This window comes from Caecibacteroides pullorum (assembly GCF_019239235.1).
GTDB lineage: Bacteria > Bacteroidota > Bacteroidia > Bacteroidales > Bacteroidaceae > Bacteroides > Bacteroides pullorum.
Map to the genome: position 1 here is coordinate 1 of NZ_JAAZTS010000025.1, position 16,767 is coordinate 16,767.

At 43.2% G+C, this 16,767-nt stretch carries 12 protein-coding genes; all 12 read right to left on the reverse strand.

Annotation, left to right across the window (positions count from 1 at the left end):
• Positions 1-869 precede the first annotated feature (869 nt).
• A complete protein-coding gene (gene hisB, locus HF894_RS12780) occupies positions 870-2,021 on the reverse strand; it encodes a bifunctional histidinol-phosphatase/imidazoleglycerol-phosphate dehydratase HisB (protein ID WP_204972883.1) in 1,152 nt (383 codons plus the stop codon).
• A gap of 7 nt (positions 2,022-2,028) precedes the next feature.
• Positions 2,029-3,072, reverse strand: coding sequence for a histidinol-phosphate transaminase (hisC, locus tag HF894_RS12785; protein WP_204972885.1), 1,044 nt, complete (start codon positions 3,070-3,072; stop codon positions 2,029-2,031).
• A 25-nt stretch (positions 3,073-3,097) separates the two neighbouring features.
• Complete coding sequence (gene hisD / locus HF894_RS12790) at positions 3,098-4,390, reverse strand: histidinol dehydrogenase (protein ID WP_021846372.1); 1,293 nt, start codon at positions 4,388-4,390, stop codon at positions 3,098-3,100.
• Between the two features lie 13 nt (positions 4,391-4,403).
• Positions 4,404-5,255: an ATP phosphoribosyltransferase gene (gene hisG / locus HF894_RS12795; RefSeq protein WP_021846371.1), complete on the reverse strand. Its 852-nt coding sequence runs from the start codon at positions 5,253-5,255 to the stop codon at positions 4,404-4,406.
• Between the two features lie 258 nt (positions 5,256-5,513).
• Complete coding sequence (locus HF894_RS12800; RefSeq protein ID WP_021846370.1) at positions 5,514-6,005, reverse strand: PaaI family thioesterase; 492 nt, start codon at positions 6,003-6,005, stop codon at positions 5,514-5,516.
• A gap of 42 nt (positions 6,006-6,047) precedes the next feature.
• A complete protein-coding gene (locus tag HF894_RS12805) occupies positions 6,048-6,713 on the reverse strand; it encodes a DUF2490 domain-containing protein (RefSeq protein WP_394369853.1) in 666 nt (221 codons plus the stop codon).
• Between the two features lie 86 nt (positions 6,714-6,799).
• Positions 6,800-8,383 (reverse strand): beta-N-acetylhexosaminidase, encoded by a 1,584-nt coding sequence (locus tag HF894_RS12810; RefSeq protein WP_246593238.1) that lies wholly within the window; start codon positions 8,381-8,383, stop codon positions 6,800-6,802.
• 131 nt (positions 8,384-8,514) lie between these two features.
• Complete coding sequence (locus HF894_RS12815; RefSeq protein WP_204972889.1) at positions 8,515-9,582, reverse strand: metallophosphoesterase; 1,068 nt, start codon at positions 9,580-9,582, stop codon at positions 8,515-8,517.
• Between the two features lie 136 nt (positions 9,583-9,718).
• On the reverse strand, positions 9,719-11,335 hold the full coding sequence (locus HF894_RS12820; protein WP_204972891.1) for a RagB/SusD family nutrient uptake outer membrane protein: 1,617 nt from the start codon (positions 11,333-11,335) through the stop codon (positions 9,719-9,721).
• Positions 11,336-11,348: 13 nt separating this feature from the next.
• Positions 11,349-14,576, reverse strand: coding sequence for a TonB-dependent receptor (locus HF894_RS12825; RefSeq protein ID WP_204972893.1), 3,228 nt, complete (start codon positions 14,574-14,576; stop codon positions 11,349-11,351).
• Positions 14,577-14,986: 410 nt separating this feature from the next.
• A complete protein-coding gene (locus tag HF894_RS12830; RefSeq protein ID WP_204972895.1) occupies positions 14,987-15,970 on the reverse strand; it encodes a FecR family protein in 984 nt (327 codons plus the stop codon).
• 137 nt (positions 15,971-16,107) lie between these two features.
• Positions 16,108-16,710, reverse strand: a complete 603-nt coding sequence (locus HF894_RS12835; RefSeq protein ID WP_204972897.1) for an RNA polymerase sigma-70 factor — start codon at positions 16,708-16,710, stop codon at positions 16,108-16,110.
• Between the last annotated feature and the right edge of the window lie 57 nt (positions 16,711-16,767).

The following is a 16,767-nucleotide window of genomic DNA, read 5'->3' on the forward strand; positions in this document are numbered from 1 at the left end:
TATTGACGGTTCTTTTTTTACCCAAAACTGTTTCCAGTTTTGCTCTTGTACTACTGTATTGTTTATGTAAATCTCTTCAAAGATCGCTCTTCTTGATGCCCTCCGTTTTATCGGAAAGCGGTTGCAAAGGTAAGGAGTTTTTCGTATATCCTCCAAATTTTTGCGGAACTTTTTTCGAAGTTTTTTTTCGAAGCTCGGCTTCGAGGTTCACTTCTCAAAAGCGGGTGCAAAGGTAAGGAGTTATTTTCAAACTACCAAATGTTTTGAGAAGTTTTTTCGAAAGTTTTTTTCGAAGACCTCAGAGGGAAGGAGCTCTCCGCTTGGGCCTCTCTCATGCGAAAGGCGGGAAAGTCGCTTGCCGCTAAAGGACAACTTCATGCAAAATCACCTGCAACAGCATGTCAAGTATCACCGCTTCGTTTCCGAAAGCGGATGCAAAAGTACAGCTTATTCAGATAACTGCAAGCTTACAAACGTTTTTTTTCGATACTTTCTTGAACTTTTTTCGCAAATTGCTGATTTACAAGTATGTTTTATAGCAGGATTTTCAAAGACGAAATGCACAAGATGAAATGACGACACATTATAATATTTCATGCGCATGGGCGCGCGCGTTACAATTACAGTCACAGTTAGGTTCTATGCGAACAAAACAAGAAAACGATGCGTTAGGGAGAGGAAAGCGATGCTTTTTCCCTAACTGGAGAAAAAGTTCCGGCCAACTGGGGAAAAAAAATTCTCCAGTTGGCCGGAACAAACCAATCATAAACATCCACTTCAGCTCCGTAAAGTGGCACTTTAGCACGCCAAAGAGGGACTTTACGGAGCTAATATCAATAGTTACACCAGATAAACTATTTCGACCGACATCAAAGCACCCCTTTCGACGAAGGCAGTTCGTAGCGATAGATGTCACGCTTCACAGCCATCTTCAATGCACGAGCCAGGGCTTTGAAGATGCCTTCTATCTTATGGTGTTCATTCTGTCCCTCGGCTTTGATGTTCAAGTTCATCTTGGCAGCATCGCTCAGCGACTTGAAGAAGTGCAGGAACATTTCGGTCGGCATCTCCCCTATCCGCTCCCGCTTGAAGTCGGCCTGCCAAACCAGCCAGGGACGCCCTCCGAAATCGAGGCAGACCTGACACAGGCAGTCGTCCATAGGCAGCGAATAGCCATAACGTTCGATGCCCCGCTTGTCGCCAAGGGCTTTGTAGAGACATTCGCCCAAAGCTAACGCCGTGTCTTCAATCGTGTGGTGCTCGTCGACATAGAGGTCGCCCTTCACACGAACCGTCAAGTCAATGCTTCCATGTTTGCCTATCTGCTCCAGCATGTGATCGAAAAAGCCCAGGCCTGTATCAATGAAGCATTTGCCTGAGCCGTCCAAATCGAGCGACACGAAGACATCGGTTTCATGAGTGACCCGATGCACTTCCGCCCGACGTTCGCCGGCAAAGAGGAAATCGGCCACCCGATCCCAGTCGGTCGTAGCCAACACACAAACTTCCTCTAATCCCTCACAAGAGGCACTGCCTCCTTCTACCACCGGCTTTAGCACCGACTTGTCGTCTTGCAACAGAATGGCCCGGCATCCCAAGTTCTTGGCTAGCTCCACATCGGTGGCACGGTCGCCTATCACAAAGCTGCCTGCCAAATCATATGCAGGGTCATTCAGATAGCGGGTCAGCATTCCTGTCCGAGGCTTACGGGTAGGTGCATTGTCTGCTGGAAAACTACGGTCGATACAAACTTCATCGAACGTAATCCCCTCACCCTCCAAGGTCTTCATCATCAGGTTGTGCACCGGCCAAAAAGTCTCTTCAGGGAAAAAAGCTGTCCCCAGCCCATCCTGATTGGTCACCATCACAAACTCAAAATCGAGCTTGCTACGGATGAAGCCAAGGTTTCGCATCACCTTGGGATAGAACTCCAGCTTCTCGTAAGCATCCAACTGATAGTCGACCGGCGGCTCTATGACCAGCGTACCGTCTCGGTCGATAAACAATACTTTCTTTTTCATCGCCTTCTCATCCTTTATAGTTTCTCAAAGCCTTCAGCAGCTGCTCGTTTTCAGGGCGGGTCCCTACCGTCACGCGCAGGCAGTTACCGCAAAGCGAAACCGTATGACGGCTACGCACAATGATACCTTCACCTACCAGATAGCTATAAATGGATACAGCATCGGTCACCCGCACCAGGAAGAAATTGGCATCCGAAGGGAACAATTGTACCGTACAAGGAAGAGCCTTGAACTCTTCTTCCAGCCAAGCACGCTCTTCCTTCAAGACCTTGACCCAACGCTCCACTTCATAATGACGGAGCACCATCTCCAGCGCCTGTTTCTGAGTAAGCTGATTAATATTATACGGATATTTTATCTTATTGAAAATAGAGATGATCTCTTTCGATGCGAAAGCCATTCCCAACCGAATGGCGGCACATCCCCAAGCCTTGGAGAAAGTCTGAAGTACAACAATGTTCGGATGTTTCGCCAAGTCTAGCAAGAAAGAGCGGGCCTCCGAAAAGTCGATGTAAGCTTCATCCACCACCACAAGACCGTCGAACGCCTCGAGCAATTTTTCAATCTCCTCGCGACACAGATTGTTACCTGTCGGGTTGTTGGGCGAACAGAGGAACATCAGCTTGGTATGTTCGTCGGAAACAGCCAGCAGACGGTCGGCCGTAAATTGGAAATGTTCGTCCAGAAGTACTTTCCGATACTCCACATCATTGACTTCAGCACATACCTGATACATCCCATACGTAGGATCGATACCTACTACATTGTCGATACGGGGTTCGCAGAAAGCACGAAAAACCAAGTCAATAGCCTCATCACTTCCATTTCCCAAAAAGATATTCTCCGCCGGCACTTTCTTTATCTGAGAGAGATGTACTTTCAGATCCCGTTGCAACGGATCGGGATAGCGATTGTGAGGATTATTATACGGATTCTCGTTCGCATCCAAGAAAACAGAAGCCGTAGCTCCATTGTATTCATCACGTGCAGACGAATAAGGTTTCAGCTTCCAAATATTGGGTCTTACCAATTCCTGTAACGATTTCTTCATATCTAAATTCTTCTATTTAAAACATTCATTTATCACGACGAACAGCATCCAATCTAACGGATACGGCGTTCTTGTGACCGTCTAACGACTCATTGGCGGCCATCACCTCAATGGCCGGACCTATCTTACACAATCCCTCAGGTTTGATTTCCTGAAAGGTCATCTTGCGGATGAAGCTGTCCAGGCTAACGCCGCTATAGGCTTTGGCATAACCGTTGGTAGGCAGCGTATGGTTCGTGCCCGAAGCATAGTCACCAGCACTTTCGGGAGTTAATGTACCCAAAAATACCGAACCGGCGTTGACAATCTGTTCGGCCACAGCCATGTAATTCTCCGTCTCTACAATCAAGTGCTCGGGTGCATAAGCATTGGTCATCTCGACAGCCTCTTCCATATCCTTCACTACAATCAGTTTGCTATTGGCAAGCGACCTAGCAGCAATTTCCTTACGCGGAAGCAGGTCCAGCTGACGCTCTACTTCGTCCTTAACAGCCTGTTGCAGCTCCTTCGAGGTCGTTATCAGCACGGCCTGACTATCTACCCCATGCTCTGCCTGACTCAACAAATCGGCCGCCACAAACACAGGATTGGCCGTTACGTCTGCCAGCACTTCTACTTCGGAAGGTCCTGCTGGCATATCAATTGCCACATCCCGCAAGCTAACCAACTGCTTGGCCGCCGTGACATACTGGTTGCCGGGACCAAAGATCTTATATACCTTCGGAATACTTTCCGTTCCATAAGCCATCGCCGCAATGGCCTGTACGCCACCGGCCTTGAACACACGCTGCACACCAGCCACCCGAGCCGCAAACAATACAGCCGGATGCACCTTCCCGTCCTTGCCCGGAGGGGTACACAACACAATCTCCCGACACCCAGCTATGCAAGCAGGTACGGCCAACATCAGCACGGTGGAAAATAACGGCGCTGTGCCTCCAGGAATATACAATCCTACTTTCTCGATGGGCACTGCCTTTTGCCAACAGGTAACCCCCGGCTGTGTCTCCACCTTCTTACCCACAAAACGCTGTGCGGCATGAAAGGCCGAGATATTTCCGGCAGCCAGACGAATAGCCGCCTTCAGTTCCTCGTCAATCAGATTTTCAGCCTCATCGAACTCTTCAGACGATACAGCTAAAGCGGACAAACTTACCTTGTCGAACTGCATCTCATACTGGAGTACAGCTTCATCTCCCCCTGCCTTTACACGGTCAATGATGCCCTGCACCGTACCAAACAAACTTTCGGTATTCATAACCGGTCGCTTCAGCAATTCCTGCCATTGCGATTTTTCAGGATAATCAATCAGTATCATAACCGTCCGTCCTTTAAATAATCATTTTCTCGATAGGCAAAACCAAGATTCCTTCAGCACCCAATGCCTTCAATTTGCCGATAATTTCCCAAAAACATTTCTCGTCGAGCACCGTATGGACCGAACACCAACCTTCTTGTGCCAAAGGCATTACCGTGGGGCTCTTCATACCAGGTAGTACGGCCACAATCTCATCCAGTTTATCTTTAGGAGCATTCATCAGCACATATTTCTTGTCCTCGGCCGTCTTCACTGCATCCATGCGGAAAAGCAATTCTTTCAAGATCTCCTTCTTCTCGTCACTCAAGTTCTTATTGCCGATAAGCAACGCTTCCGACTTCATTACCACTTCCACTTCCTTCAACCGGTTGCTAACCAGCGTCGAACCCGAACTGACGATATCGAAGATGGCATCGGCCAAACCAATACCCGGCGATACTTCCACCGAACCGGTTATCACATGGATTTCTGCTTTCACCTGTTGTTCCTTCAGATAGCGGGACAAGATGCCAGGATAGGACGTCGCAATTTTCTTTCCTTCAAACCACTGCACACCTGTATATTCGATATCTTTCGGCATGGCCAGTGACAATCGGCACTTGCTGAACCCCAATCGTTTTACAATCTCTGCATCTTCAGCTCGTTCTACAAACTCGTTTTCACCGACAATACCAATATCCGCCACTCCCGTAGCCACCGTTTGCGGGATGTCGTCGTCACGCAAGAACAACACTTCGATAGGAAAATTCGACGACTGTACCAACAGGGTACGTTTCGTCGCACTCAATTTGATGTCTGCTTCTTCCAGAAACGACATTGTTTCGTCATAAAGACGACCTTTGGCTTGTACTGCAATTCTCAACATAGCTTTTTATTTTTTCTAATTTTCAATATTCATCAACCAAGGGACAAATAAAAAAAGAAGCTTGCCTCAATCCGGCAAGCTTCTTTCCTCATGTATCCTTTCATGCACATACACTCATCTGCCTACCGAATTTATTCGCCAGGATAATGATGATGATGATGTACTGCAAAAATTCTCATATCTTTATTTGTTTGCGACAAAAATAAACTATATTCTTGAAACAACCAAAGATTTATCACAAAAAGTTTATTTTTCCTATCAAATCAACGGAAGAAGTTCCTCTGGCTCGACCTCGCAACTACGGAAAAACATCTCCTTCTCGGCTTTTTCCTTCGGAAAAGTAAAGTACGTACATAAAGCTTCCGTACAAAGTTCTCCTTTATCGTTATAAAGCCGGGCTTCCACAAACGCCAAGTTTCTCTTCTGTTCCTTCAGCGAAGCTCTCAGCACCAAATGAGAAGCATCTGTCGACACCGACTTGCGAAAGCGTGTCTCCATCTTGGTCGTCATTCCTGCCGTCTGCAACTTACGAAACACGACCCATCCGCAAATTTCGTCCAGTAGTACTGACTGTATTCCACCGTGCAACGTGTGTAAAAATCCCTGATAATGCTCATCTGGCTTCCAAATACTCACCACCTCATCGCCATCCTCATAAAATTCCATCTTTACACCATATTCATTATCAGGTGAACAGCCAAAACAATTATATCCGGCAAGTTTCCGCCAGGGATTGATAATCTTCTTCATAATAATCTTCTATTTTGTGTGCAACAAATGTAGTGAAAGATTTCAAAACTTGTACACACAATCCACACCAAAGATGTTTTTCCGTCCGTCGTTCTCCCATTGGCGACAATAGAATACATCCGCTTCCCAATTCTTCGAAAAAAGTGGAAGTGAAAGACCCGTCCGATAACGCATACGAGCAATATCAAAGCTGTCGCCACGATTCAAACTGTTGTACATCTCGACTGACACGTAAGGTTCCACCTTACAGTCACGTATGTCATAAGCCAATTTAAGGCGAGAACGTAGCCTCAACTCATTTTCCTCATCATCCCACGTATGTTGAAATCGCTCACGCAAAGAGATTTTCAACCGCATCCACCGAGTAGATAAAGTTCCTTCCGCATGATAACGATGACGGAACTTCCACCCATCCTCCCCACGGTTGCGATAATGAATTTCGTAACCTCCACCTACTTTCAGGAAAGGAAGCAGGGCATATTTAGCCCCCACATCCAGTCCCCAGCGATCTGTGGCCTGCAAGTGATCTTCCGTACGCCACTCCAATCCTCCAGACAAATCAAGACGCTCATTCAGTCCGTACTTGACACCCATCTTCATCCATGTGGTATAATCAGTTTCCTGTGCACATACAGACCATGTAGTAGTGCCCAACAAGAATATACATAGTCCTATAATCTTCTCGATCTGATGAAATTTGCCCATTATTCAGCCCTAAATAGTTATGCAGGCAAATATACTGAAGAATACTGGAATATTTCTGGAAAAACTTTTTTAGCAAAAGAAATAGTCTATTACTTCATCAGTCCCTGAGTTTTCCAAACCATTTTCAACTTCTTCAATGGTTTCAAGAAAGAAAAATAATCTTTCCGCCCCGGCAAAGTCCAACCACATTCTGCATAAGCGGCGATACGAGGAAAAATCTGATAATACATCTTATCATTATCCATAATTTCTTCTCCCCACATTTGACAACCCAATCCCAATATTTTTTTCTTTAAGTCCTTGGGCAAACCTTCCGGAACGGGATCAAACTCATAAGCTTTTTCCAGAGGAATCTTCTGATAATCATAATCCAGATAGGTCTTGTAATGATATGAATTCACGATGTCGTATCCTTGGGATGCAGTTTTTTCTATTAAATCCAAATCGCCTTTCCAAAATTGCACAATTGTACCGTCCGCCAGTTTTTCCTTGGCGGTAGCATCTGCCTCCGTATTATATTCATGTATTTTGTTTCCAGTAATATCATTCCATCCCATCATTCGACGTTCTTTCTGTTGCAACAAATGAGATATACGGTTGGTAAAAACTATCTGCAAATCGGCCGGCGTCTCAATTCCCTGTCGAGTCATATATTCCTGAATACTCGTGGAAGCATTCCATTGATCAAATTTCACCTCATCACCTCCAATATGAATCACAGGAGATGGAAATATAGTTATTACCTCATCCAATACGTCTTCAATAAATCCCTGTACCCGGGAAGAAGTTACATCCATTACCTCATATTGCACTCCGAAACGACAAGGAACATCTATTTGACGACCAGTCGTACCCAACCAGGGATAAGCAGCAATCGCTGCACTTTCATGTCCTGGCATCTCAAACTCTGGAACGATCATAATATGTCGTTCAGCTGCATAAGCTACAACCTCCTTTATTTCTTCTTGAGTATAAAACCCACCATGACGTTTACCATCATAAGTCGCACCTCGATAGCCTCCAATCTGAGTAGAATCGCGCCAAGCTCCTATTTCCGTCAATCGAGGATACTTTTTTATTTCGATACGCCAACCTTGATCATCGGTCAAATGCCAATGAAAGACATTCATCTTCAGACGAGCCATCTCGTCCAATAACAAGAAAACGACTTCTTTCCCTTTAAATGCACGGGCCTCGTCCAACATAAAAGCCCTCCACGAGAAAACCGGATAATCTTTTATATAAACTTCAGGTATACTCCAGCGCTCTTTGTCTTTTACAATCAGTTGTCGTAAAGTTTGTATTCCATAAAACACACCTACTGCTGTAGATGAAGTAATTTTCACTTTTTCATCAGAAACGACAAGTTCATATCCTTCCTTCGAGTTGCTTTGAAAATCAGTATCTATACATAAATCAATAACTCCTTCTATATCCACACTCTTTTCCAGATGGATATTAAAATCCTCATCCAAATATTTAGCAAGCAGAGTTGCCTCATTTTCCAGTTCTGCCACATAAGAAACCGTAACTGAAGAATTCAATAGTAAAGCCCCTCTCCCAACCTGCATTTCCTGCACAGCCGGAATAATACGATGAGTTTCAGCCATCACTACTCCACTACACATAAACGACAACAATGCAAGTAAAATCAAAATCTTATGTTCGTTCATATTAAATAGACCATTAACAATATATTTATAAATAAAGTCTTTCCTGCTTTCCACAAAACAGCCAGCTTGTCGGACATTGCAAGAAAGACCGTCTTCATATGCATTATTATGACAACTTACCCTCTCTAATCTCAGTCAAGCACAATATCAAATTCATCCCAAGGATCTGTACGCCATGCAAATTGACGTGTAGTAGGTGAAATGCCAAAAAATGGAGAATACGTCCTAATCTTTATCGTTTTCCCGTCCGGCATAAATTCCATGATTCTTAACCAACCATCTCCGCCATTTCCATGCCACCCTCCACCGGCAGTTTGGGCATTGAACATCATCTGAAAAACAGTTTTACCAGCTGCATTCTTATCGATTCGCTGTCCTACATTATGACGGAAGTCGTCATCCAGACAATAATGTCCACATATAACCATACGAATATTGGGAGACGAATAAACCAGTTTTTCCCAAATAGCTTCACCATAATTTGCCGGAGCAACCTTATAAGGTTCGTTCTCAATACGCTTTCCATCCCAAGTCAAATAAGAATGTGTAAGTAGAAAAACTTTATGATCTACATATTTTTCACTGCTTACAAGCCCTTTAGCCCATTCCAACACCTCATCACGTGGAGCAAACTCCGTTGCAATGACTAAGATCTTTCCCCAATAAGGAATATCAAACTCAAAAGCAGCATTTTCCAACGTCGGTATGCCAAAAGCATTATTGCAGACACTCACCAGACAATCTTTCCACAACGGATTACGTTCTACAGGAAAATAATCTGGAAAATGACAAAGGCGATTTTCCGAACGTGTATAACCATAGTCATGATTTCCCCCACAAATGGCATAAGGTACCTTACCGTCCAATTTCGCAAAAGCCTCGGAAGCAGCCTTCCATTGTTGAGTCGAAGTTTGATTACCATTCACATTATCCGGTACGAGATATTCATTTTGTTCTACTAAATCACCCGTACAAAGTACGGCCTGCACAGACAAAGGCTTGATATTGGCAGCTACCCATGCCGTCATTAAATCAAAAATAGGCTGATTCGTATCAAATTTTGTATAAGTTTGCGGATCAGGAAGCAAAATCATGGAAGATGATTTCGGATTTTCCAATTGAGGTTTATTGACTTGTATATTCTGAGCTGTTCCTAATAATATCGGGCAAGTCAAAAGAAATAAAATTATTCTTTTCATGACAGATTCATTTAATTAGATTTAGACAGTTAATTTTATCTATTTAAAAATGTACCGGAAACGAATTGTCTCCGGTACAACCTTTCAAAATTTCAAAGCTACGCTTCAAAATCAAACGTTCATAGAGATCCAGAAATCAATTGCCCCAGCCTTCATGCTGTTGCAGTTTATGATTGGAAGACAGTTCACTGGAAGGATAAGGAAGATCATAGAGCTTATCACTCCACACTCCACCAATCTTCACTGGCCAAACATCCTTTAAAGTACCCCAACGCTTCAAATCATAATAACGTATACAATCTTCTGTGAAAAATTCCACACGCGACTCATAATCTATTGCTTTCATGGCCGTTTCTACCGAATTGATAACAAACGGTGGTAACACTTTATCATCGGTCAAACCGACAGGAACATATTTATCTTTATGAGCCAAAGCGAACTGACGGGCACGATTACGCACCTTCTCTACATATTGCGAGCACTTCTCATAATCAGGATTGTTCTTTAAAGCATAAGCTTCAGCCATGTGCAAATAGACACGAGGCAAACGCATCATGTGCATATCAGCGCGCATGTTCCAGGTATCCTCGCCATAGTACACGCCACGCTTCTGAATATCAAAACCTGTCTGCTTGTTCACAAGCCATTCCTGTTTCCAATTCATTGTCACATTCTTCGTTGTCGTTACCTCATCCATTGGAGTAAAGAAAGTAGCATCAAAACGAGGATCACGGTTCTTATACTGCTCATTTCTTTCATCTGTATAATAAGAAGAAGTAGCATATTCTGTCCCGTCAATGGCCTGGAAACAGTTGACAAAATCCTCTGACGGGTAGAAGTAATCATTGGAATAACTGTCACCACGCATAATGCGGCCATCTTCACCCAAATCTTCAATGGTTCCGAAATAGAACTCACGATAAGTCGAAATTCCATTCGCTATTCCGACTGAGAATATGATTTCTTTGGAATCCTCCTTGTCAATGCGGAGCACACAACCCGGATCATCTTCCAACGCATAATCATACTTTTCTACTTCCTGACCAGCCTTGATGGCATTATCATAATCCTTCATATACAAATACACCTCACACAGATAAGCGAATGCAGTACCACGAGTAGCACGATGCATATAAGCTTCAGGCCAAGAATCGGGCAAATGTTCGGAAGCAAACTGTAAATCGGGAATTATCAAATCCTTGAGAATCGTTTCCTTGGATGTGGCAGCCAGCTGAACCTCATCATCATTGGTAGGATCCTGTACAGAAACAGAACGCAACGGTACATCACCATAGAACTGAATCAGACGGAAATACCAGAAAGCACGTATGAAGCGCATTTCACCCAAATACTTGTCACGCGTTTCTTCATCCAACAGATCACTCATTCCAGTCACTCCTTCAATATTCTTGTTGCAAACGGCAATGCCTTCATAAGCACGTTTCCAGATACCCAAAACGACATTAGATTCATTCGGATTGAATGTTCCCAAATAAAATGTACTAGCATCCTTAAATCCTGTAGCCGAAAAATCTCCCGTCATACCCAGTTCCAGCTGTGCATCTCCCCAATGAGCATTCAGCTTTTGTAGCTTGGAATAACAAGCTATTGCAGCCAGATCGGCATGTTCGGGTTCTGTAAAGAATGTCGTTTCGTCAATCGAACCAAAAGGGTTACGTTCCAGAAAACCATCCATACAACTTGACGTAAGCAATCCAGCCAACGCCAAAATACCAACTATATTTCTTTTCATTGCATTCATTCATTTAAAAAGTTAAATTCAATCCGACCAAAAGTATTCTAGGAGTCGGGAAATCATCTCCCCAATTCGTATAATGTCCGACAGAAGTACCGTTTTCAGGATCAAATCCGTCAAACTCATCACTCGTTATGGCAAATAGATTTTCACCGGACAAGAATATACGTGCCTTCATACCACTAAACCGATGGGTATAACCCAATGTGATTGATTTCATTTTTACATAAGAAGTATTCATAGCCATAAGATCTGTCATTTCCTCGTAACTTTCGCTCTGTATCATAGCCGGATAATCGCCAGCCGGTGATCCCAGAGTCCAACGGTTATCATACCACTTACGACTGATATTACGGTTCGGGAAACGATTCTGATAACTCATAGGTGCATGTTGGGTACGTCCAAAAACTCCGGTAAATACAGTACTGAAATCAAAACCTTTCCAGTCAGCAGAAAGAGTAAAGCCGGCTGTCACTTTAGGAATATAACTACCCAGAATTACACGGTCATCTCCATCAATTTTCCCGTTTCCATCCGCATCTACATATTTTAGACGACCGACACGAGCATTTCCTTGTCCCATAGCCTGATACTTGGCAGCTTCCTCTTCGGTCGTAATCACTCCCGCTGTCCGATAACCATACAACGCACTGATCGGTTCTCCTACCCGATTGATGGTAACTCCTCCATAACAGCCTATATCTATAATTTCTTCATTAACACCAGAACTCAATTTGCGAATCTCATTATGCAAGAAAGAAACATTTCCCGATACATTATAATGAAAATCGCGTACCTTACCATTATAACCCAATTCCAATTCAAAACCACGGTTCTGTACCTCGGCATAATTCATATTGGGTGCTGTCAATCCAACCGAAATAGGCAATACCATAGTACGCAAGATACCATCTGTGTTCTTTATGAAATAATCTGCTGTTACAGACAAAGCGTTGTTAAACAAAGTCATGTCAATACCGACGTTGGTTACAGTGGTGGTTTCCCACTTCAGACTACGATTTCCAAGTGCAGTCTGGCTATAACCAGCATAGAGTGTCTGATTGTCTGCTGCCGTTCCAAAAACAGCATTCTGTTTACCCACTGCTGCAACAGTTGGATAATAAGAACCAATAGACTGATTTCCCAACTGTCCCCAAGAGGCTCTAATCTTCAAAGAACTGATCGGCTTAACATGGAAGAAACTTTCTTCCGAAATACGCCATGCACCCGAGAATGAAGGGAATACCCCCCAACGATTACCAGCCTTGAAACGTGAAGAACCATCTGCACGCAAATTGAATGAAAACAAATAGCGTCCTTTGAAATCATAATTGATTCGTCCGAAATAAGAAGCCAAAGCCAGTTCGGTCTTTCCACCACTTAACTCGCGTTCTTTAGTATCAGTACCGCCATCAAACACATGCATATTTCCTACTTCAGACACAAAATTCTTAATAGATCCACGCATGTTGTCATACGAAAACAGCTGTTGTGAGAAACCAGCCATAGCATTAATGGTGTGATCGCCAAAAGTTTTGTCAAAATAAAGCAGATAATCAGTAACCCACATGAAATCCTTTGAACGTTCCTCCGTATAAGAGTTTACCTCGTTTGTCTGTCCACCATCATTAAACTTCGGTTTGAACAGCTTATATTCATTATAAACCATATCAATACCTCCGTTGAAACGGAATTTCAACCAGTCGGTGAATTTATACTCAAGGAACAAATTGTCCATCACACGATAATTGCTATTGGTCGGACAGTTCCACGCTACTTCCGCTATGGCATTTTTGGAACCTGTCAGCGAAGCATCAGGTTCACCGTAAGATCCGTCCTCGTCATAAGCCGGGGTAATCGGGGCGTTGAATATCACATCCGAATAGCGATTGCCCGCATCACCCTGCGTATATCGGTAGGCCATATGAACGTTGTTACCCACCGTCAAACGCTTGTTGATTTTCCCTTCAACATTGGCACGCAACGAAGCTTTCTTGAAAGCCGTATTGATAGCGATACCTTCCTGATTCAGGAATTCACCGGACAAATAATAATTCATATTGTCACTGCCTCCGCTGACACTTGCGTTGATATTATAAGTAGGAGCGGACTGATAGATATAATCGCCCCAATTCGTTCCTTTTCCAAATGATTCTGGATCCAGCCCATCATAATTGGTAACGGCTGGTGTAGACGGTTTATAAATCGCATTATAGTTATCGCGCATTTCCTGAATGGCTGCAACGAATTCACTGGCATCCAACAAATCCATCATGTGCATAGGAGATTGGATGCCAAACGTAGCGTTCATGCTTACTGTAGCCTTCCCTGAAGCTCCTTTTTTAGTTGTTACCAAAATGACGCCGTTAGCCGCACGGGAACCATAGATAGCTGCAGAGGAGGCGTCTTTTAGTACATTTACGCTTTCGATATCATTAGGATTCAATGTTTCAAAACCCTGATCGACAGGTACCCCATCAATGACAATCAAAGGAGCGGAATCTCCACTGCCAAAAGTTCCGATACCACGAATATTGATGGAAGTCTCTGCACCGGGGAATCCACCACTATTCATAATCGAAATACCAGACATCTTTCCTTGCAAAGCTCCTCCAACAGAGATATTGGAACTGGCTGCCAGATTATCACCACTGACACCCGTATTGGCACCCATCAAATCTTTCTTTTTCATCGTACCATAGCCAATTACGACAACTTCCTCCAACTTCTGCGTATCCTCCTGAATAACAACACGCAAAGCCTTCGAATCTTTCACTTCAATATCCTGGGCTAAAAAACCGATATAAGAAACTGTCAAAACTGAATGCAAAGGAGCATCAATCACAAAATTACCGTCTACATTGGTAATTACTCCACTAGTGGTACCCTTGACCCATACATTGGCACCAATGATGGGTTCGCCATTTGCATCAACAACCACACCTGTCACTTTCATTTTTTTCTGGTTATCTGCTCCACCGGCCTTCAGTGTCCCCACTGTAATTGTATTATTATTCCTATTGAAACTGAGTTGAGTCTGAGAAGAAATCTGATTTAATACAGATTGTAAAGAAGCACCCGATGCTTGGAGAGTTACACGTGGCGAAACGTTGACAACATTCTGGTCATAAAAAAACTTCAACCCCGTCTGTTGTCCTAAAGATTTCAACACATTTTCCACTGTTTCGTTTTTCACATTCAGCGTGACATTCTTGTCCTGTTGAGCCATTACCGGCATCACAGACATGCATACAAATAGCAAAAAAGCTAAAAATGAGTTTACATTTCTACCTTTCCTTCTTGAGTTAGAAAGATAATCCATAAATTTGTGCGTTTTAATGATTAAATAAATTATTAGAAACAAGGAAGGTAATGCATTCCCCAAACATCCAAGCGGGTCGAAACGAATGGATGCAGGAAGAACGATTACGAATAGGGGCGGATATATAATCTGCCTCTATTTTCATTTGCAAAATTATCAAGTTACTTTTTTCATACGGTTACATTTTCGTTAAACATCATTTGAAGGTATTCTATACATAATACACTGCTGCGAAAACAACCTAGGGTAAAGTTAACATTATTTTAGAATTTAAGGCTAAAATAATGGCCCTCCGATGCCTGAAAATGCATCTGGAAGGCCCGAGTTCAATCTTTATAGAGCAAAACTTGATTCCCCTTCATGCGGTAATGAATGCCACTGGTATATTCTACAGACTCAAGTACAGCAGCCAAGCTCTTGTTATCATGCTCACCCGATATCAGATTGTCGAAAGTCTGTCCTTCTGCAAAAGTGATACGGCAATTATACCTCCGTTCCAGCTCCTTAGCCACATCATGAATGGGAGTGGCATTGAAACGAAGGCTTCCACTGCGCCATACGGCAACTGTATGCTCTTCACGCTGTTTGACGTAATCACCCGAAACTGTATTAATCAACACCTGTTCATTTGCCTTCAAACGCATCATAGCCTCAGGCATGTCAACCTGTACTTTTCCACTCTCTACATCGACAGAAACTACTTCATCAGAAGAATAAGACTTCACATTGAAGCAGGTTCCCAATACTTTTACATCAAATGAATGTGATTTTACAATAAAAGGTTGCTCCTCATTATGGCTGACCCGAAAAAAAGCTTCCCCATCCAAATCGATACGGCGCTCTTCACCAACAAAACGATCCGGATAACGCACGTAGGAACATGCATTGAGAATTAATTCGGTTCCGTCAGGCAAACAAATTTCCTTATGTTCGCCATACGTAGTAGAGGCTTCCAAATATGAGACTTGCTGACGGACCGCATAATGCCAATAACCTGCTCCTCCAAATACTAAGCAAAGCATGGCAGCTACACTTGCAACAATCCATACCACACGACGATAATCGATTCGCTTCCTTGGCTCTATACGCTTCAGTAGCACACGAGCTTCCTTTTTATATTTTTCCCGTTCCAAGTCTGTTGATGCTTGTTGGGAAGCTGAATCCTCCCAAACAAAAGCAGCCATTTCATCTAAAAAATTATCTGGCTGTTCGTTTCTCAACGTCTCAGTCATTTTACTAACATCCTCTGTCGTATATAGTCCATCCATATAACGACGCCACAAAGATAAATCTTCTTGCTTCTTCTTCATCACTAATTATTATTTCCAGCCCTCAGGCCATCATTACATTTATTACATTGGTATGAATAATACACTAAAAAGAAGACTTGCTAGGGTGTCATTAACTTACTTTAATAATTAAGTCCAAATTCTATTCAAATGGCATTCTACAAATTCAGACAAATAAGCAGCAATATCAAGTCTGCTCCCAGAACCTTATGCTTTTCCAGATATACACGAAGAACGCGCAGTGAAGTAGATATGTGTTCCTGTACCGTATTAATAGAGATCCCCAGTGCATCGGCTATCTCCTGATGAGACATTTGTTTTTCACGACTCATTCTGAAAACCTCGCGTTGGCGAACTGTCAGCTGCTGCATGGCACAAGCTATCAAATGACGCAGATCGTCCGCCATAATCCGATGCTTTGTATCCTCCGTATAATCCACAGCTTGTGCTAAGATCTGTTCCTTCAGCTTGTCCTGATTATCCAAATCGCGCAATTGATTCAGCACACGATTCCGAACGATGGTATACAAATAAGAAGAAAAAGAGGTATCAGGATTGATGAAACGACGTCCTTGCCAAATAACAGTGAAAGCATCCTGAAAAACATCTTCTGCATATTCACGGGATTTGAGAAAACGCATGGCAAAATAAATCAAGCGATTCTTGTAAGAGGCATACAGTTCACAGAAGGCATCCTCGTCTCCGTCTATCAAACGAAGTACCAAGGAACGTTCATCTATCTGTTTTTCTGCTAAATACATAATCCAAGATTTTTTCAGGCTACAAAAGTATCTGTCTGAGATGACAAATGTATTAAA

What these genes read in the sequence shown, in the direction of transcription:
- HF894_RS12830 (WP_204972895.1), bottom strand. Translation starts at nt 15,970, where the DNA reads ATGAAGAAGAAGCAAGAAGATTTATCTTTGTGGCGTCGTTATATGGAT.
- hisD (WP_021846372.1), bottom strand. Translation starts at nt 4,390, where the DNA reads ATGATACTGATTGATTATCCTGAAAAATCGCAATGGCAGGAATTGCTG.
- HF894_RS12825 (WP_204972893.1), bottom strand. Translation starts at nt 14,576, where the DNA reads ATGCCGGTAATGGCTCAACAGGACAAGAATGTCACGCTGAATGTGAAA.
- HF894_RS12810 (WP_246593238.1), bottom strand. Translation starts at nt 8,383, where the DNA reads ATGAACGAACATAAGATTTTGATTTTACTTGCATTGTTGTCGTTTATG.
- hisG (WP_021846371.1), bottom strand. Translation starts at nt 5,255, where the DNA reads ATGTTGAGAATTGCAGTACAAGCCAAAGGTCGTCTTTATGACGAAACA.
- hisB (WP_204972883.1), bottom strand. Translation starts at nt 2,021, where the DNA reads ATGAAAAAGAAAGTATTGTTTATCGACCGAGACGGTACGCTGGTCATA.
- HF894_RS12800 (WP_021846370.1), bottom strand. Translation starts at nt 6,005, where the DNA reads ATGAAGAAGATTATCAATCCCTGGCGGAAACTTGCCGGATATAATTGT.
- HF894_RS12815 (WP_204972889.1), bottom strand. Translation starts at nt 9,582, where the DNA reads ATGAAAAGAATAATTTTATTTCTTTTGACTTGCCCGATATTATTAGGA.
- hisC (WP_204972885.1), bottom strand. Translation starts at nt 3,072, where the DNA reads ATGAAGAAATCGTTACAGGAATTGGTAAGACCCAATATTTGGAAGCTG.
- HF894_RS12820 (WP_204972891.1), bottom strand. Translation starts at nt 11,335, where the DNA reads ATGAAAAGAAATATAGTTGGTATTTTGGCGTTGGCTGGATTGCTTACG.
- HF894_RS12835 (WP_204972897.1), bottom strand. Translation starts at nt 16,710, where the DNA reads ATGTATTTAGCAGAAAAACAGATAGATGAACGTTCCTTGGTACTTCGT.